Origin of the sequence: Streptomyces xylophagus (assembly GCF_000716435.1) — a bacterium.
Lineage (GTDB): Bacteria > Actinomycetota > Actinomycetes > Streptomycetales > Streptomycetaceae > Streptomyces > Streptomyces xylophagus.
The window spans coordinates 1-17,866 of the sequence record NZ_JNWO01000002.1 but is presented as its reverse complement, the minus strand read 5'-3'; the positions used below and the strand labels follow the sequence as shown (position 1 = coordinate 17,866).

The following is a 17,866-nucleotide window of genomic DNA, read 5'->3' as shown; positions in this document are numbered from 1 at the left end:
GTCGTGAGAGTGGTGATCGCCGAGGACAACGCCCTGCTCAGGGAGGGCCTCGTCCTGTTGCTGACATCGGCAGGGCACGAGGTCGTGGCCGTCGCCGGCAGCGGGCCCGAGGTGCTGCCCGTGCTGCTCGAACACCGGCCGGACGTCGCCGTGCTCGACGTGCGGATGCCGCCCGGTTTCCGCGACGAGGGGCTGCGGGCCGCGTTGGAGGCTCGGGCGCGGATCCCCGGGCTGCCGGTGCTGGTGCTGTCGCAGTACGTCGAGGAGTCGTACGCCGCCGAGCTGTTGGGCGTCGGGGCGAGCGGGGTCGGCTATCTCCTCAAGGACCGGATCGGCCGCGTGGACGAGTTCCTGGACGCGCTGGACCGGGTGGCGGCCGGCGGTACGGCGCTCGACCCCGAGGTGGTGACCGAGCTGCTCACCCGGCGCCGTAATTCACCGCTGGACTCGCTGACCCCGCGTGAGCGCGAGGTGCTGAAGCTGATGGCGGAGGGCCACGACAACACGACGATCGCCAAGACCCTGGTCGTCACGGAACGCGCGGTCAGCAAGCACATCGGCAATGTGTTCCTGAAGCTGAGCCTGCCGCCGAGCGACAGCGGGCACCGCCGGGTGCTGGCCGTGCTGGCGTATCTGCAGAACGTGTGACACGCGCCGCCGGTCGTGCCCGGGGATGACACGGCCGGCGGCGCGTACTGCGTTCTCAGTAGCCACGATTGTCGGCAGCCGCAGGACGACGGGGTGGGGGGTCCGCCTGGGAGGCTGGATCGTTCACCGAGAGCAGATGTGGAGTGCCCCGTCCCGTGGCGATGTTCCTCCGTCGACCGCACCGGCTCGCCTTCCGGCACCGCCGGCCAGGACCGACCCCGACCCCAGGAGCCCCACCGGAGACCTCCATGAACGACAGCTGGCAGCGCTACGCGGACGAGCACCTCCGCACCGTCGACACCATGTCGGCCGTCCTGCTGTTCGCCATGTTCCTCTTCGGCAGCGAACTGGGCGTGCCCAACGGCCCCCGCCCGGACGCGGTGGGCCCCACGATCGCGCTCGCCGCGATCTCCTGCGCGGCCCTGCTCTGGCAGCGGAGCCGTCCTCGTACGGTCGTCGCCGTCACCGCGGTGGCCGCCGCCGGGGCCGGCGCGCTGGGCTGTCTGCTCACCCCGCTGATGCTGGGGCCGCTGATGCTGGCCCTGTACCGGCTGGCCGTCCTCACCCGGCGCAGAACGGCCCGCCGCTACTTCTTCGCCTCGGTCGTGCTGGTGGTGACCACGGCCACGGTGATGGACCCGGCGCATCACCCCTGGCCGTTCAAGACCGTCGGACCGGCCGCCTGGCTGCTGTTGCCGGTCGTCGCCGGGAACGCGCTGCGGCTGCGGGACGCCTACCTGGAGGCGGTGCAGGCGCGGGCCGAGTACGCCGAGCGCAGCCGGGAGGAGGAGGCCCGGCACCGGGTGGCCGAGGAACGGATGCGTATCGCCCGGGAGTTGCACGACGTCGTCGCCCACCATCTCGCCCTGGCCCACGCCCAGGCCGGCACCGCCGCCCACCTCGCGCGCACCCACCCCGACCATGTGCAGAAGATCCTGACGGAACTCGCCGGTACGACGTCCTCCGCGCTGCGCGAGATGAAGAGCACGGTCGGTCTGCTGCGCCGGCCCGACGACCCCGATGCACCGTTGGCCCCGAGCCCGGGCCTTGCCCAACTCGCCGAACTGACAAGCGCGTTCGGGGCCGCGGGACTCACGGTCACCGTCACGGCGGAGGGCGAGCCGCATCCGCTCTCCCCCGGGGTGGACCTGACGGCGTACCGAATCGTGCAGGAGGCCCTCACGAACGTGAGCAAGCACGCCACGACCGCGTCGGCGCACGTGCGCCTGCGCTACTTCCACGACCGGCTGACCGTCACCGTGACCGACGACGGAGCGAGCGCGGCGACGGCAGCCGCCCCAGCACCCGGCCACGGGTTCGGGCTGATCGGGATGCGCGAGCGTGCCCGGTCGGTCGGCGGCGCCCTCCAGGCCGGGCACCGCGCCGAGGGCGGCTTCGAAGTGACCACCGAACTGCCGCTGTACCCCAGCGCCCCGGAACCGGAGAGAACCCCATGACCATCCGCGTGCTCCTCGCCGACGACCAGGCCCTCCTGCGGGCCACCTTCCGGATCCTGATCGACACCTGCGAGGACATAGAGGTGGTCGCCGAGGCGGCGGACGGCGCCGAGGCGATCCTGCTGGCCGGTGAACACCGTCCCGACCTCGTCCTGATGGACATCCGCATGCCCGGCACCGACGGCCTGACCGCCACGACCGCCATCTGCGCCGACCCGGCGCTGTCCGGCACCCGCGTCCTCATCCTCACCACCTTCGAGGTCGACGAGTACGTGGCACAGGCACTGCGGGCCGGCGCGAGCGGTTTCCTCGGCAAGGACGTCACCGCCGAGGCGCTGCTGTCCGGCATCCGCACGGTCGCGTCCGGCGAGTCCCTCCTCTCCCCGCTCGCCACCCGCACCCTGATCACCCGCTTCCTGGCCACACCCGTACAGGGCGCGCCGCTGGCCACGCCCGACCGACTCGGCGCCCTCACCGCCCGGGAACGCGAGATCATGGCCATGGCCGCCGAGGGCCATTCCAACGACGAGATCGCCGAGAAGCTGTACGTCAGCCCGCTGACCGTCCGCACCCATGTGCACCGCGCCATGACGAAACTCGACGCCCGCGACCGCGCCCAACTCGTGGTGATGGCCTACCAGACGGGTCTGGTGCAGGCGCCGCTTCCGCCCGGTCCCGAGTTCTGACGCGGCGGCCGTTCAGGCAGCCCCGCGGTCCTTCCGGCAAACCAGCGGTCGTTCACCCCATTCAGGCGAACCCATCCCGAAACACGCGTGCCACCGCCCACCCCCGTCGACACCTCTGCCGTGACCCCACCACCCCCGCCCCTCCCCCGCATCCCGCCCATGCTCGCCACCCCCGGCACCCTCCCGCCCGCCGCGCAGGACACCCGGTGGGCCTACGAGACCAAACAGGACGGCCAGCGCGTGCTGGTCCACCTCCCGGGCGACGGCAGCGTCGTCCTACGTGCCCGTTCCGGCGAGGACATCACCGGCGCCTATCCCGAACTGCTGTCCTTGGCGCGCGAGTTGGGCGACACCCCGGCGATCCTGGACGGCGAGGTGCTGGCCCTGGACGAACAGGGGCGCGCCGACTTCCAGTTGCTGCAGAACCGGATGGGCCTGGCCGGGTCGCCCGCGCTGGCGGCCCGCCGAGCCGCGGACACGCCCGTCCACCTGGTGCTGTTCGACGTCCCGTACCTCGACCGACCTCTCCTAGCACTCCCCTACACCCATCGTCGCGCCGAGCTGGAGCGACTCGGTCTGCACGGCCCGTACTGGTCAACTCCCGCCGCACTCACCGGGCATGGCGCCGAGGCACTGCGAGCCACCCGCGAGCACGGCCTGGAGGGGCTCGTCTGCAAGCGGCTGGACTCGGTGTACGAACCCGGGGTCCGTTCCCGCGCCTGGATCAAGATCCGCAACCTGCGCAGCGAGGACGTGCTCGTCGGCGGCTGGGTGCCCGGCAAGGGGCGCCTGTCGGGCCTGCCGGGCGCGGTGCTGGTGGGACAGCGCGCGGAGGGGCGGCTGCGGTACGTCGGCAATGTGGGCACCGGCTGGAGCGAGGCCGAACGCGCCGAACTCGCCGTACTCCTGCGGGCCGCCGGGACCGACAGGTGCCCCTTCGATCCCGTACCGCCGGTGGCCGACGCGCACTGGGTCGTGCCCCGGCTGGTCGGCGAGGTCCGCTACAGCACCCGTACCCGGGCCGGGATGCTGCGCCAGCCGTCCTGGCTGCGGCTGCGCCCGGACCTGGCGCCGGAGGAGTCGGCCGCCGACTTCCCACGGAGCTGAGGAGGTTACGAAGATCAAGTATTGGGCGGCCTGTTACCGAAGTGACACCCCGCCCCCTTGGCACGTACATGAAAAGTAGGGACTCTGAAAGCCCTTTCCCCCCACAGCCGTTGGGCTGCGCCCGAAGAGGAGGACGCAGTGTCGTCCCAGAAGTCCCGCACCCGCCGCAGAAGGTGGCTCGCCGGTCTCGGCGGTGCCGCCGCGCTCGTCATCGCGTTCCCGAACGCCGCCTTCGCCGCCCCGCCCAAGGCACTGCCCGCGAACGCCGAAGCCGCCGAGCAGACGTATCTGCCCGCCTTCGACTACGACACGGACGGCTGCTACCCGACGCCCGCGATCGGCCCCGACGGGACCATCAACGGCGGCCTCAACCCGACGGGTTCGCTCAGCGGCGAGTGCCACGACGCCTCGGACCTCGACAACACCAACAGCTACTCGCGCTACAAGTGCAACAACGGCTGGTGCGCGTACATGTACGGCCTGTACTTCGAGAAGGACCAGGCCGTCGCCAACTCCAGCATCGGCGGGCACCGCAACGACTGGGAACACGTCGTGGTGTGGGTGCAGAACGGCACGATCCAGTACGTGTCGACGTCCAACCACGGTTCGTTCACCGTGCACGCGGCGTCCGACGTCCGCTTCGACGGCACCCACGCCAAGATCGTCTACCACAAGGACGGCATCGGCACGCACGACTTCCGGCTGGGGAACGCGAACGACGAGCCGCCGGAGAACGACAAGCACACCTGGCAGTACCCGCCGCTCGTCGGCTGGAACGGCTACCCGGCGGGCCTGCGCGACAAGTTGAGCGCCTACGACTTCGGCAGCGCCAACTTCGGACTCAAGGACGCCAACTTCGTGGCCCACCTCACCTCGGCGAAGCCTTCCGGAATCGCGTTCGACCCGGCGGCCTGACGGTACCGTCTACAGGGCACCATCGTTCTCAGGGCTCCCGGAGTCATCTCGACGCCGGGAGCCCGAGAGGACGGAACGTGGCAGCTGAACGCGGGATCTCACGCAGGGCTCTGCTCATCGCCCTGGGTATCGCCGGGGCGACGGCCATCCCTGCGGGTGCGCAGGGCCCGGCTCCCGGGAACGGATACGCCATGCCCACCCTCGCCTTCGACGACCCGGCCGTACAACGCAGGCTCGGCGCCCTCTACTCGCCCGCGCTCAGATCCGTGTCCGGCGCCAACACCATCGGCGCCGACCGCTCGGTGTACGACAAGGCGGGCCTGCTCAGCTACCCGCCCGGCACTGTCGTCCGGGCGGGCGGCGGCTATCCCGCGCCGCAGCGCTGGACTCGCGACGCGGCCGTCAACACGTGGAGCGGGGTCAGCCTGCTGGCGCCGGAGGTCGCCCGCAACACCCTGTGGTCCGTGGTGGACCGCGCGCGGGACGGGCTCGTCGTCCAGCAGGACAATCAGTGGTGGGACCAGATCGTGTGGGTCCTGGCCGCCCACCACCACTACCTCGTCACCGGCGACCTGGCCTTCCTCACCCGGGCCCACGAGACGTCCGCGCACACCCTCGCGGCCCGCCGCGCCCAGCACTTCAACCCGTCGTTCGGCCTCTTCGAGGGCCCGGGCTTCATGAACGACGGCATCTCCGGCTACCCCAGCCCGCCCGCCTCGAAGTCCGTCCACTCGTCCTTCGTCCTCGACCACCCGCACGCCGCCAAGCTGATGTGCCTGTCGACCAACTGCCTCTACTACGGCGCCCATCTCGCCCTCGCGGCCATGTCCGAGGCCCTCGGCCACCCCGTACAGGCCGCCTCACTGCGCTCGGACGCGGACCACCTGCGCACGGCGATCGACCAGCACCTGTGGCGCGCGGACGCCGACACCTACGGCTACCTCGTCCACGGCGAAGGCCCCCTTGCAGGACACCTCGACACCTCCCAGGAGGGCGCGGGGCTGGCCCTCGCCGTCCTCCTCGGCGTCGCCGACCGCCAACGCGCCGGGCAGCTCCTCGACTCCACGCACTGGCAGCCGTACGGCATCGTCAACGTCTGGCCGCACTTCCCGCGCTTCGACGACCGGCGTCCGGGACGGCACAACGTGATGGTCTGGCCGATGGTCCACGGGCTGTACGGCCAGGCCGCCGCCGACGCGGGCCGCACCGAGCCGTTCGCCCTCGCCGTCGACACCCTCGTCGACCTGGTCACCACGAGCGGCGGCTTCTACGAGCTGTACAACTCCGTGACCGGCGCCGTCGACGGCGGCTGGCAGGGCGGCGCGAGCGGGCACGCCTCCCACTTCGTCTCCCAGCCCGACCAGACCTGGTCGGCGACGGCGTATCTGCGGCTGATCCACGACGGCCTGTTCGGCCTGACGTTCACGGACGACGCGCTACGGCTCCGCCCGTGCCTGCCGTCGAACTGGGGCCCGGTGCGGTTGCGTGGGCTGCCGTATCGGGGGATGACGTTGGATGTCACGTTGAGCGGCGGGGGGAGCGAGGTGTTGTCGTGCACGGTGGACGGGCGGGCGGCGGAACCTGTCGTGGCCTCGGACGGGCGGGGGGATCGTGTGATCTCGATCGAGTTGGGCGGCGGTAGGTAGTCGTTCGGCTGCCGCGCCGTCGTGGCTGGTCGCGCAGTTCCCCGCGCCCCTTCAGGGCGCTGCCGGGGCAGCGCCCCGATCCGCTCGGTCCTCGGGTGTAGGACCAGAGGTGGGCTCTTCTTACGCCTCCCGCCCGTTCTGCGGACGCAGCCCCGCGCCTAGCGTGCTGGGCATGGACACGAGCGGAACGTTGGAAGAGGCATTCGAACGGCTGCACTCCACCGGGCCCGAGCGAAACGGCTGGCTCAGTAATCACGCGCCGATGGTCGCCGAGGCGCTCGCCGCGCACGGGCGGGCGGGGGCCGTCCATCGCTGGCTCGATCTCTACCGGGACAAGCTGGAGGACTTCCCCGACGCGGTGGCTCCCGTCACGGACGACAACTGGCCCTCGGCGCTGGGCGATCCGCGCCGGGCCGCCGACTGGATCGGCTACTTCTCCCGGGCCGTCGCCGAGCACCCCTGGCGGAGCGTCCTCGCCGTGTGGTGGCCGCGTCTGCTGCCCGGGATCTACGCCGGCGCCACCCACCCGGTCATCCGCGTCGGCCATGCCGTACGGGCGCTCGGCTCGGGCGAGAACGAACCCCGCCGTACCGAACTCGCGCATGGGCTGGGCTATTGGGCCGCGCGGCATCAACCCGTGGTGGGCATCGTGCCGTTGCCCGGCGGAACCAGCGCCGCCGGCACTCTCGACGCCGTGCCGCCGATCGCCGGAGGGGTGGTCGGATTCCGCGCTCGGCTGGACGCCGTACGTCAACTGCCCGTCTGGGCGGGCGAGGTGAGCGATCCGGAGGTGGCGCGGGAACGGCTCACCGAGCTGGTGCGCGCTGCCACGCATCGCTACGCCACCCACGGGCACGGCGAGCCGACGATGCTGGTGCACGCGGCGACGGCGCCCAACGCCGTGCTGCGCGCCCTCGACGCGCTGCCCCGGGACCTGTGGGCACCGAGTCTGCACGCGGCGTGGACGGCGTCGGCGGCGGTCACCGCGATGTACGCCCCGAGTGAGCCGATCGGGTACACACCGTCGGCGGGCCTCACGGCCGAGGAGGTGCTCGAGCGGGCCGTGGTCCATGGCGACGAACACGTGATCAAGTTCACCGACACCGCGCTGGACGTGGGGGACGAAACGGCCCTGGTCGCCGCGCTGCGCGCCGTGGAGATCAGTGAGCCCCTTGTCTGATTCGCGTGGTGCGACGGGTTTGAGTTGACCCGTGCTGCGTCGGGGGACGTCTCGGAAGGTCTATCGTGTCCGCATGTCCGTGCCCGAACTGATCCGTATCGTCTCCCGCGACTCGCCCATGGCGCTGGCCCAAGTGGAGCGCGTGCGCGCCGAGTTGGCCGTCCTCCATCCACACGTGCGCACCGAGGTCGTGCCGGTGAAGACGACCGGCGACAAGTGGATGGGAGCTCTGTCCCAGGTCGAGGGCAAGGGGGCGTTCACCAAGGAGGTGGACGCCGCGCTGCTCGCCGGTGAGGCGGATCTCGCGGTGCACTGCATGAAGGACGTGCCCGCCGACCGGCCGCTGCCCGCCGGTACGACGTTCGCCGCGTTCCTGAAGCGGGACGACATCCGGGACGCCCTGATCCACCCGGGCGGGCTGACCCTCGACGAGCTGCCGGCCGGGACCCGCATCGGCACCTCGTCGGTCCGCCGGGTCGCCCAACTGGCCGCCACGCACCCGGAGTTGGAGTGCGTGCCGTTCCGCGGCAACGTCAACCGGCGGCTGGAGAAGCTCGCGGCGGGCGAGGCCGACGCGCTGCTGGTGGCGATGTCCGGCCTGGAGCGCATCGACCGGTGCGACGTGATCAGCGAGGTGCTGTCCGCCGAGGCGATGATGCCGCCGATCGGCGCGGGCATCCTCGCCCTGCAGTGCCGCGAGGGCGACACCGACGTGATCGACACGATCAGTGCGCTCGGTCACCCCGAGACCCATCGCGAGGCCACTGCGGAGCGTATGTTCCTGCACGTCCTCCAGGGGCACTGCAACAGCCCGATCGCCGGGTACGCCCAGGTGGACCGGAGCGGTGAACTGTCGCTGCGCGCCTGTGTGTTCACTCCGGACGGCAAGACCCGGCTCAACGCCCACGAGTGGGCGGGTCGACTGGACCCGGCGACGCTCGGCACGTCGGTGGCGGTGGCGCTGCTGCGGCAGGGTGCCCGGGAGATCATCGACGGCATCCCGCACTGACCCGAGGGTCTCAGGGGGTGCCGGGTTCCGCCTGGTCCCGGAGGAACTTGCTCACCTGGTGCACCAGGCCGTCCCGCCCGGCACCGGCCGCGACGGCCTCCTCGCACAGACCGATACCGCCCGCCCACAGGCGCCGCTCGGTCCACTCCTCCTCGACCCGCAGCTGGATCTGTACGTCCACCTGCGTCAGGGAGGCCTCCGCACCGGCCGCGTACACGACGGCGGTGGCACGGCGCAGCGGGTAGACGTCGAAGCCCTCGATGAACTGCGAGCTGCGCCAGTCGATGAAGGCGCTCTCGCCGTCCGGGCCGAGCCTGACGTCGATCTGACCGTCCTCCAGGTGGATGCCGAGGTGCCGCGCGCCGCGGTTCTCGACGGTGACACGGAGCGTGAAGTAGGTCAGCCCTTCGGCCGCGTCGTCACGTCCGCGCGGCGGCTCGGCCGCCGCCAGGCTGTGGACGCGGACACGCAGACCGGCATGTTCGTCGTACTCCTGCCAGTCCCCGACCACGTTGGGCTCGTACACAGTGCACCCTCTCGACCTCAGAGAGCTGCTTCCTATCTGTGTGCTCAGCGCACTGTCAAATGAGCAGAATGCGCTGTGGCCAGCGTTTTCGCCCACTTGATCACTGATCAAGCCGTGCGCAGCAAGAATCCGCATTCGGGCCGTCGAATCCTGGCCGGGAGCGTGCCGCACATCACGTCCCCGGCAAGATCAGCGGGCGAGCCGTCCGAGCAGGGAGGAAGCGGCGGCGATACCCAGTGCGGCGGCCACCAGCAGGACGCCGAAGTCGGTGCCCAGATGCGACGGGGTGCCGAGCAGCAGCCCGCGCAGGGCGTCCACTTCGTAGCTCAGCGGGTTCACCTTGCTGACCGCCTGGAGCCAGCCGGGCATGATCGCCACCGGGTAGAGGGCGTTGGAACCGAAGAACAGCGGCATGGTGATCGCCTGTCCGAAGCCCATCAGCCGGTCCCTGCTGAGCACGATGCCGGCGATGGTCATCGACAGACAGGAGAAGAAGGCCGAGCCGAGGATCACGATCGCCCCGACGCCGAGCAGCTTCAGCGGGTTCCAGGTCAGCGCCACCCCGAGGATCGCGGCGATCACGACCACGACGACGGCCTGGATCAGTGACTTCACACCGGCCGCGAAGGCCTTGCCGGTGATCAGTGCCGAGCGCGGGGTCGGGGTGACGAGGAGCTTGTTGAGGATGCCGGCGTCACGTTCCCAGATGATCTGGATGCCGTAGAAGATGGCGATGAACATCGCGGACTGGGCGATGATGCCCGGGGCCAGGTAGTCGATGTAGGGGATGCCGCCGGTGGGGATCGCCTTGATGCGGGTGAAGGTCTGACCGAAGATCAGGAGCCACAGGGCCGGTTGGACGGCTCGCGTGTACAGCTCGGTGCGGTCGTGGCGAAGTTTCTGGAGTTCGACGGCGCACATCGCGATGACGCGGGCGGGGATCAGGCGCCAGCCGGCCCGGGGTTCGGGCGGGGTCAGCAGCAGGTTCAGGCTGGTGGCGGGGGTGCGGTCAGCCGACGCGGTTCGCGGTGCGGCGGGTGCTTCGGACATCGCGGAAACCTCCTGACTGGTCTTCGAGACCGCTGCCGGCTATGTCCCGGAAGACGTCCTCGAGGGTGGGCAGCGGATCGGTGGCGGGCGCGCCGTCGGCCCGTCGGCGTTCGCCGAGGCCCTCGCGGAGCTGGACCGGGGTGCCCAGGGCGCGGATGCGGCCGCGGTGCATCAGGCCGACGCGGTCGCAGTACTGGTCGGCCTCGTCCATGTAGTGGGTGGTGACCAGGACGGTCATGCCGGTCGCCTCGCGTACGGCGTTGATGTGCTCCCACACGCTGGTGCGGGCGATCGGGTCGAGGCCGATGGTGGGTTCGTCGAGGATGAGCAGTCGGGGTGCGCTGACCAGGGCCTGCGCGAGTTCGAGCCGGCGGACCATGCCGCCGGAGTAGGTGTTGGCCAGCCGGTCGGCGGCGTCGGTGAGGTCGACCGCCTCAAGGGCCTGGGCGACGCGGGCCGCGCGTTCCCTGCGAGGGACGTCGAAGACGCGGGCGAAGAGAGCGACGTTCTCGCGGCCGGTGAGCCCGCTGTCGGCGGACAGCTGCTGCGGGACGTAGCCGAGCAGTCGTCGTACGGACATCTGCTCCTTGGCCGTGTCGTGGCCGAAGACGTGGACCATGCCCGCCGGGACCGGCAGGAGGGTGGTGATACAGCGGATGGCCGTGGTCTTTCCGGCGCCGTTGGGGCCGAGCAGTCCGAAGACCTCGCCCTCCCCCACGGACAGGTCGAGTCCGTCGACCGCGGTGGTCTCGCCGAAGGAATAGGTCAGCCGGGTGCAGCTGACGGCTGGGGACGGCCCGGTGGCGGTGTCCGGCGTCATGAGTCCTCGACCTCCTCGTGCAGATTGACGGCCAGTTGGTGCAGGGCCGGGATCGCCGCGCGCAGCGCGTCCCGGTCCGCCTGGTCGAGACGGTCGACCTGTGCGCGGACGAGCTCGGCGCGCCGTGCGTGCCAGTCGCTGAGGCGGGTCTTGGCCGTCCCGGTGAGCTGGAGGCGGGCGGCGCGCCGGTCGGCGGGGTCCGTCTCGCGGATCAGGAAGCCGTCCCGGGCCAGCTGGTTGACCAGCGTCGACACCGAGTTGCTCGCGAGGAACAGCTCCTTTGCCGCGTCCGAGATGCCGATACCGGGCCGGACCTCGACCAGGCGCAGCAGCTCCACCTCGGCGCCGCGCAGCCGCGGCATGGTCATCTCGCTGCGCAGTCGCCTGCGGATCAGCCGCTGGACCCCGACGAGCGCGTCGGCCAGCTCTTCCGGGAATTTCTCCGTCTCCACACCCGGAGATTACCTCTTTAGCAGAGGTAACTAACCCAAAAGGATGGTCAAGACCCGTGCTCGGGAGGCAGCGCGACCGCTTCCGGTTGGACACTGGGAGGAGACCGGTGGCCGCCGGTCCACGAGATCGGAACGCGACTGCCATGAACCACGACAGGAAACCGTCCCTCGGCGAGCCGGACGCCGTCTCCACCCGTTCGGTGTTCGGCGCCCCCTGCTGGGTGAGTCTCACCAGCCGCGACGTGGAGACCACCGAGGCGTTCTACGAGGCCGTGTTCGGCTGGAAGTGGCGCGAGGCCAGTCTCGGCGACCGCTTCCGGATCGCCACGGCGAACGACATTCCGGTGGCCGGCCTGGCCGCGGTCGCCTCGATGTGGCAGGTCGCGGTGGCGTGGACGCCGTACTTCGCCGTGCCCGACGCGGATGTGGCCGCGGCCCGGGTACGGGAGCGCGGCGGCACGGTCGCCGTGGGACCGCTCTCCTTCCCGCCCGGCCGCGCGGCCCTGCTCGGCGACCGGGACGGCGCGACCTTCGGGATCTGGGAGGGCGACCTCATGCGCGGCTGGGAGACCTGGCGCCGCTCGGCCCCGGCCTTCGTCCGGCTGCGCACCCGCGACGCCTTCGACGCGGCGATCTTCTACGGCGAGGTTCTCGACTGGGCCTCGGCGGACCCGGCGAGCTGCGAGGTGCAGTACGAGGGCGGCGAGGTGGTCCTGCGCAGCGGCGGCAACGTCGTCGCCCGCATCGAGTCGGGCGCCCTGGAGGCGGCCCCCGACCCGACCGTCCGCCCCCACTGGCAGGTCCACTTCGCGGTCTCGGACATCAGGTCCTGCGCACGGGTCACGGAGGCCTACGGCGGGAGCGTCCTGCGGGAGAACGCGCACGACGCCGTGCTGCGCGACCCGGACGGCGCCCGGTTCACGGTGACCTCGCGCGGCGCCCCCTGACCCTCACCGCCTGGCAGGCCGCGACAACAGCACGAGACTGCGCGCCTCGACCACCATCTCCGTGCCGGCCTTGTGTTCCGTCTCGTCCGGAGCACCCTGCGGCTCGGCTGTGTCGATCAGGGTCGTCCAGCGCTCGCCGTAGGTGCCGTCGGGCAGCCGGAAATCGACGGCCTCCCAGTAACTGTTCAGCAGGAGCAGGAAGGAGTCGTCGACGACGGGCCCGCCGTGCGGGTCGCGTTCGGCGATGGCGTCACCGTTGAGGAAGACGCCCATACAGTGCGCGTCGGAGCGCTGCCAGTCCCGGTCGGCCATCTCGCGCGCGTCCGGCAGCAGCCACACGAGGTCGGGCAGCGGCTGTCCGGCGTGCACGGCGGTCTCACCCCGGAAGAACCGGCGACGGCGCAGCACGGGATGTGCGGCGCGCAACCCGATGACATACCGCGTGAAGGCGGCGAGTTCGCGCTGCTCGCCGGTCAACTCCCAGTCGATCCAGGCGACTTCGTTGTCCTGACAGTAGGCGTTGTTGTTGCCGCGCTGAGTGCGGCCCAGTTCGTCGCCATGGCCGAGCATCGGGATGCCCTGCGAAAGGAGCAGCGTGGCAAGGAAGTTGCGCTGCTGCCGGGCGCGCAGCTCCAGGACGGCGGGATCGTCGGTCTCCCCCTCCGCCCCGCAGTTCCAGGACCGGTTGCTGCTCTCGCCGTCCCGATTCCCTTCCCCGTTGGCCTCGTTGTGCTTGTCGTTGTACGAGACCAGGTCGCGCAGGGTGAACCCGTCGTGCGCGGTGACGAAGTTGACGCTGGCACGCGGACGCCGCCGGCTGTGCTGGTACAGGTCGGACGAGCCGGTGAGCCGGGACGCGAACTCGCCGAGCGTGTGCTCGCCGCCCCGCCAGAAGTCCCGTACGGCGTCACGGTACTTGCCGTTCCACTCCGACCACAGCGGCGGGAAGTTGCCCACCTGGTAGCCACCCTCGCCCACGTCCCACGGCTCGGCGATGAGCTTGACGCGGCTGATCACCGGGTCCTGCTGGATCAGGTCGAAGAACGCCGACAGCCGGTCGACCTCGTGGAACTGCCGGGCCAGTGTGGCCGCGAGGTCGAAGCGGAAGCCGTCGACGTGCATCTCGGTGACCCAGTAGCGCAGCGAGTCCATGATCAGCTGAAGGACGTAGGGGTGCCGCATCAGCAGGCTGTTCCCGGTGCCCGTCGTGTCGTAGTAGTGGCCCCAGTCGCCGTCCACCAGACGGTAGTAGGAGGCGTTGTCGATGCCCCGGAAGGACAGGGTGGGACCCTTCTCGTTGCCCTCGGCGGTGTGGTTGTAGACGACGTCGAGGATGACTTCGAGGCCGGCTGCGTGCAGCGCCTTCACCATGGACTTGAACTCGGTTACCTGCCCGCCTCGTTCGCGGTGCGCGGCGTAGGCGTTGTGGGGCGCGAAGAAGCCGATGGTGTTGTAGCCCCAGTAGTTGGACAGGCCCCGGTCCTGGAGCACCCCGTCCTGCACGAACTGGTGCACCGGCATCAACTCGACGGCGGTCACGCCGAGTTGGGCGAGGTGGTCGACGACCGCCGGGTGCGCGAGTCCCGCGTACGTGCCGCGGAGTTCCTCGGGCACTTCCGGGTGGGTGCGGGTCAGCCCCTTCACATGGGCCTCGTAGATCACGGTGTCGGCGTACGAGCGCCGGGGCGGGCGGTCGTCGCCCCAGTCGAAGGCCGGGTCGGTGACCACGCCGAGCATGCCGTGTCCGCCGCTGTCGCCGGGGGCGGGGCCGGCCGAACGCTCGTACAGCGAGGGGTCGTTGTCGATCTGGCCGTCCACCGCCCGGGCGTACGGGTCGAGGAGCAGCTTCGCGGGATTGCAGCGGTGTCCGGCGGCCGGAGCCCACGGGCCGTGCACCCGGTAGCCGTATCGCTGCCCCGGACCCACGTCGGGCAGATAGCAGTGCCAGACGAAGCCGTCGGCCTCGGTCAGCCGGACGTTCCGGTGGCTGCCGTCGTCATCGACGAGGACGAGGTCGACGCGCTCGGCGACCTCGCTGAACAGCGCGAAGTTGGTGCCCTTCCCGTCGAAGGCGGCACCCAACGGATAGGGGTGCCCGCTCCACACGGACACCCCTTTCCTGCGCGGGCTCGCGGTCACCGGGCGTCCTCCAGGGCGCCGTGCGGCGGGCGGGTCGGGAGGGCGGCCGGTACCTCGCGGGGGAGTTGGAGCATTTCCCGCAGACGCGGCGCGGGCGTCCTGGGGACGCGCGGGACGCGTTCGCCGCTGCGGGCGCGCTGCGAGAACCAGATGACCTTGCTTCCGGTGTCGGTGGCGCAGCAGCCCCAGCCGTCGCTCATCGCGGCGATCCGGGCGAGACAGGCGCGCAGGTCCTGGTCCGGGCGCAGATCGCGGTTGTTGTCGCCGATGGCGGTGATCAGGTGCTGGCCGTTCCACCAGAGCTCGATCGAGGTGTGCTTGTCGGTGGCGTGCTCGTCGATGGCCCGCAGCAGCAGCTCGGCGCCGCGGCAGACGGGCTCCACGAGAATCTCCAGGTCCCAGAGGCGGAGGTGGGCGGCCAGGATGCGCCTGACCTGTCCGACCCGTTCCGGGCTGACGTCCACGTCGAGGTGGTAGTAGCAGGGCACTGCGGTCTTCATCTTCGTTGGCTCCCTACCGGCGAAGCTCGCGCTTCCCCTCGCCCTGCGGGGCCGGAGCCCCGAACACGAAGCGTGAGCACTGATCGCTTCTGAGTCAGCTCCAGAGTGCGAGCGCTAGGCCATTCGTGCAACACGAGCGACGGGTGAGGTAGTTGAAGATCCAACAAGACGCTTGGTCATCACCTGTGCACCATGAGTGAAAGCCTCGACTGCCGTGACGGAACGATCCCTCTCCGTGCACGGCCGCCACCCGACGGTCGGGAAACGCGGTCCGCCGAGGCGGAAGGTGAACAGCGCCATGCTGCTACCCGCCAAAGCCGAAGTAGCCCGCCACCTGCGGCGCTACCGGGTGTGGGAACGCGTGATGCTCGCGTCGCCGGGCGACCGGACGGCGCGGGCCACCTTCGAGGACTCGGGCTACACCTTGTGCGTGCTGATGGGGAAGCGCTGCGCGCGCGAGGCCGCGGACGCCGCCGAGCGCTATCTGTGCAGCAGCGAGGGCTCGTACCTCCAGGAGCAGAACGGACGCCCCCGTACGACGGCCGTCGTCCACCGCGGACCGCCCGTCGCCGTCGAACAGCGTTCCCCGGCGGGAAGGTAGTCCCCCTTCCGGCGCAGCTTGGACCCCGGCCGGGCGAACAGCCCGGCCACGAGCACGGCGGAGGTGAGACCCATGAACGCGACCCCGGCGGCCATCGGCCGCATTCCGGTACGTGACGTACGCCCGGCCGTGGACAGCGGCGCCCGCCCGGCGAAGGCGGTGGTGGGCGAGACCTTCGAGGTCACCGCCACCGTGTTCCGCGAGGGCCACGACACGATCGGCGCCAACGTCGTCCTCCACGACCCGGAAGGCCGCCCCGGCCCCTGGACCCCGATGCGCGAACTCGCCCCCGGCAGCGACCACTGGGGCGCCGAGGTCACCCCGGACACGACAGGCCGTTGGTCCTACGTCGTGGAGGCCTGGGGCGACCCCGTCGCCACCTGGCGCCGAGCCGCCCGCATCAAGATCCCGGCCGGCATCGACGTCGGCCTGATGCTGGAGGAGGGCGCGGAACTGCACGCCCGCGCCGCCGCCGGGGTGCCCGAGGGACCGGCCCGCGCCACGGTGCTGGCGGCGGCAGACTCACTGCGCGACGACACGCTGGCGGTGGGCACGCGGTTCGTGGCCGCGTTGACGCCGGATGTGGAAGGGGTGCTGGAGCGGTACCCGCTGCGGGAGTTGGTGACTACTTCCGAACCTCGCGTGCTGCTGGTCGAGCGGGAGCGGGCACTCTACGGCGCGTGGTACGAGTTCTTCCCCCGCTCCGAGGGCACCCCGGCCCAGCCTCACGGCACGTTCCGTACGGCGGCCAAACGACTGCCCGGGATTGCCGCGATGGGCTTCGACGTCGTCTACCTGCCGCCGATCCACCCCATCGGGACCACCTTCCGCAAGGGCCCGAACAACACCCTGTCCGCCGGGCGCGAGGACATCGGCGTCCCGTGGGCGATCGGCTCCCCGGAGGGTGGCCACGACGCGATCCACCCGCAGCTGGGCACGCTGGAGGACTTCGACGCGTTCGTGGCGCGGGCCGCCGAGCTGGGTCTGGAGATCGCGCTGGACTTCGCGCTGCAGTGCTCGCCGGACCATCCGTGGGTGGACAAGCACCCGGAGTGGTTCCATCACCGCCCCGACGGCACCATCGCGTACGCGGAGAACCCGCCGAAGAAGTACCAGGACATCTACCCCATCGCCTTCGACCGGGACCTGGACGGGCTGGTCGCCGAGACGCTCCGCGTGCTGCGGCACTGGATGGACCACGGGGTGCGGATCTTCCGCGTCGACAACCCGCACACCAAGCCGGTCGTCTTCTGGGAGCGGGTCATCGCCGAGATCAACGGCCCCGACCCGGACGTGATCTTCCTGGCGGAGGCGTTCACCCGGCCCGCGATGATGGCCACCCTCGCGCAGGTCGGCTTCCAGCAGTCGTACACCTACTTCACCTGGCGCAACACCAAGCAGGAACTCACCGAGTATTTGAGCGAGTTGTCGGGCGAGGCAGCCGCCTACATGCGGCCGAACCTGTTCGTGAACACCCCGGACATCCTGCACGAGTTCCTCCAGGACGGCGGCCGGCCCGCCTTCGAACTGCGGGCGGTACTGGCCGCCACGCTGTCCCCGACATGGGGCGTCTACAGCGGCTACGAACTGTGCGAGAACACCGCGCTACGGCCGGGCAGCGAGGAGTATCTCGACTCCGAGAAGTACCAACTCCACCCCCGCGACTGGGAGTCTGCCGAGCGAGAAGGACGTAGCATCGCTCCTCTCATCGCGTCTCTCAACGCGATCCGGCGCCGCCATCCGTCGCTGCGCCGGCTCAGGAATCTCCGCTTTCACCGGACGGACAACGACGCGCTGATCGCGTACAGCAAGACAACGGGCGTGGACACGGTTCTGGTGGTCGTCAACCTCGATCCGCACCACACCCAGGAGGCCACGGTCTCGTTGGACATGCCGCAACTCGGCCTGGAATCAAACGAATCCATGTCGGTGTACGACGAACTGACGGGTGAGTCCTATCAGTGGGGCAGGACCAACTATGTGCGTCTCGAACCCGGCCGGGCTCCCGCGCACGTGCTCCACGTCCGGCGGTCCACACAGAGCGGAGGGTCAAGAGCTTCATGACTGTCAACGAACCGGTCCACGACACCTTCGAGGACACTCCCGCCAAGGACCGGGACCCCGAGTGGTTCAAACGCGCCGTCTTCTACGAGGTCCTGGTCCGCTCCTTCCAGGACAGCAAC

Annotated in this window: 17 protein-coding genes; 11 read left to right on the top strand and 6 right to left on the bottom strand. The window is 70.6% G+C overall.

What is annotated here, in order from left to right:
- Positions 1-3: 3 nt before the first annotated feature.
- From OO70_RS03500 to hemC, 8 genes are all read left to right on the top strand, one after another.
- A complete protein-coding gene (locus tag OO70_RS03500; protein WP_043663812.1) occupies positions 4-648 on the top strand; it encodes a response regulator in 645 nt (214 codons plus the stop codon).
- 248 nt (positions 649-896) lie between these two features.
- Positions 897-2,105, top strand: a complete 1,209-nt coding sequence (locus OO70_RS03495; protein WP_043663810.1) for a sensor histidine kinase — start codon at positions 897-899, stop codon at positions 2,103-2,105.
- Positions 2,102-2,791: a response regulator gene (locus OO70_RS03490; RefSeq protein ID WP_043663807.1), complete on the top strand. Its 690-nt coding sequence runs from the start codon at positions 2,102-2,104 to the stop codon at positions 2,789-2,791. Before OO70_RS03495 ends, OO70_RS03490 begins: the two co-directional genes overlap by 4 nt.
- Before the next feature lie 159 nt (positions 2,792-2,950).
- Complete coding sequence (gene ligD / locus OO70_RS03485) at positions 2,951-3,898, top strand: non-homologous end-joining DNA ligase (protein ID WP_078651234.1); 948 nt, start codon at positions 2,951-2,953, stop codon at positions 3,896-3,898.
- 138 nt (positions 3,899-4,036) lie between these two features.
- A complete protein-coding gene (locus OO70_RS03480; RefSeq protein ID WP_043663802.1) occupies positions 4,037-4,813 on the top strand; it encodes an NPP1 family protein in 777 nt (258 codons plus the stop codon).
- A gap of 77 nt (positions 4,814-4,890) precedes the next feature.
- Positions 4,891-6,459, top strand: a complete 1,569-nt coding sequence (locus OO70_RS03475; protein ID WP_043663800.1) for an MGH1-like glycoside hydrolase domain-containing protein — start codon at positions 4,891-4,893, stop codon at positions 6,457-6,459.
- A 172-nt stretch (positions 6,460-6,631) separates the two neighbouring features.
- The gene (locus tag OO70_RS03470; protein ID WP_043665282.1) at positions 6,632-7,639 is read left to right on the top strand and encodes a questin oxidase family protein; all 1,008 of its coding nucleotides are present in this window, start codon (positions 6,632-6,634) and stop codon (positions 7,637-7,639) included.
- Between the two features lie 73 nt (positions 7,640-7,712).
- Positions 7,713-8,648, top strand: a complete 936-nt coding sequence (gene hemC / locus OO70_RS03465; RefSeq protein WP_043663798.1) for a hydroxymethylbilane synthase — start codon at positions 7,713-7,715, stop codon at positions 8,646-8,648.
- 10 nt (positions 8,649-8,658) lie between these two features.
- Here the strand turns inward: hemC and OO70_RS03460 are convergent, their stop codons facing one another.
- The 4 genes from OO70_RS03460 to OO70_RS03445 form a co-directional block, all read right to left on the bottom strand.
- Positions 8,659-9,174 carry a hypothetical protein gene (locus OO70_RS03460; protein WP_043663796.1) on the bottom strand — a complete coding sequence of 172 codons (516 nt, stop codon included), beginning with the start codon at positions 9,172-9,174 and terminating at the stop codon, positions 8,659-8,661.
- 189 nt (positions 9,175-9,363) lie between these two features.
- Complete coding sequence (locus tag OO70_RS03455) at positions 9,364-10,224, bottom strand: ABC transporter permease (protein ID WP_043663793.1); 861 nt, start codon at positions 10,222-10,224, stop codon at positions 9,364-9,366.
- Complete coding sequence (locus OO70_RS03450; protein WP_043663790.1) at positions 10,184-11,044, bottom strand: ABC transporter ATP-binding protein; 861 nt, start codon at positions 11,042-11,044, stop codon at positions 10,184-10,186. The genes OO70_RS03455 and OO70_RS03450 overlap by 41 nt, the downstream gene beginning before the upstream one ends.
- Positions 11,041-11,496: a MarR family winged helix-turn-helix transcriptional regulator gene (locus OO70_RS03445; protein WP_043663788.1), complete on the bottom strand. Its 456-nt coding sequence runs from the start codon at positions 11,494-11,496 to the stop codon at positions 11,041-11,043. Before OO70_RS03445 ends, OO70_RS03450 begins: the two co-directional genes overlap by 4 nt.
- A gap of 143 nt (positions 11,497-11,639) precedes the next feature.
- Between OO70_RS03445 and OO70_RS03440 the strand changes: the two genes are divergently transcribed.
- A complete protein-coding gene (locus OO70_RS03440) occupies positions 11,640-12,443 on the top strand; it encodes a VOC family protein (RefSeq protein ID WP_043663786.1) in 804 nt (267 codons plus the stop codon).
- Positions 12,444-12,446: 3 nt separating this feature from the next.
- On the opposite strand, the gene glgX is transcribed toward OO70_RS03440, so the two are convergent.
- Positions 12,447-14,555 carry a glycogen debranching protein GlgX gene (gene glgX, locus OO70_RS03435; protein ID WP_199827256.1) on the bottom strand — a complete coding sequence of 703 codons (2,109 nt, stop codon included), beginning with the start codon at positions 14,553-14,555 and terminating at the stop codon, positions 12,447-12,449.
- A gap of 23 nt (positions 14,556-14,578) precedes the next feature.
- Positions 14,579-15,082 carry a hypothetical protein gene (locus tag OO70_RS03430; RefSeq protein WP_043663784.1) on the bottom strand — a complete coding sequence of 168 codons (504 nt, stop codon included), beginning with the start codon at positions 15,080-15,082 and terminating at the stop codon, positions 14,579-14,581.
- Positions 15,083-15,380: 298 nt separating this feature from the next.
- On the opposite strand from OO70_RS03430, the gene OO70_RS03425 reads away from it, so the two are divergent.
- Together OO70_RS03425 and OO70_RS03420 are read left to right on the top strand one after the other, a co-directional pair.
- Positions 15,381-15,683, top strand: a complete 303-nt coding sequence (locus OO70_RS03425; protein WP_043665278.1) for a DUF5133 domain-containing protein — start codon at positions 15,381-15,383, stop codon at positions 15,681-15,683.
- A 72-nt stretch (positions 15,684-15,755) separates the two neighbouring features.
- Positions 15,756-17,747, top strand: coding sequence for an alpha-1,4-glucan--maltose-1-phosphate maltosyltransferase (locus OO70_RS03420; protein WP_043663783.1), 1,992 nt, complete (start codon positions 15,756-15,758; stop codon positions 17,745-17,747).
- Positions 17,748-17,866: the final 119 nt, after the last annotated feature.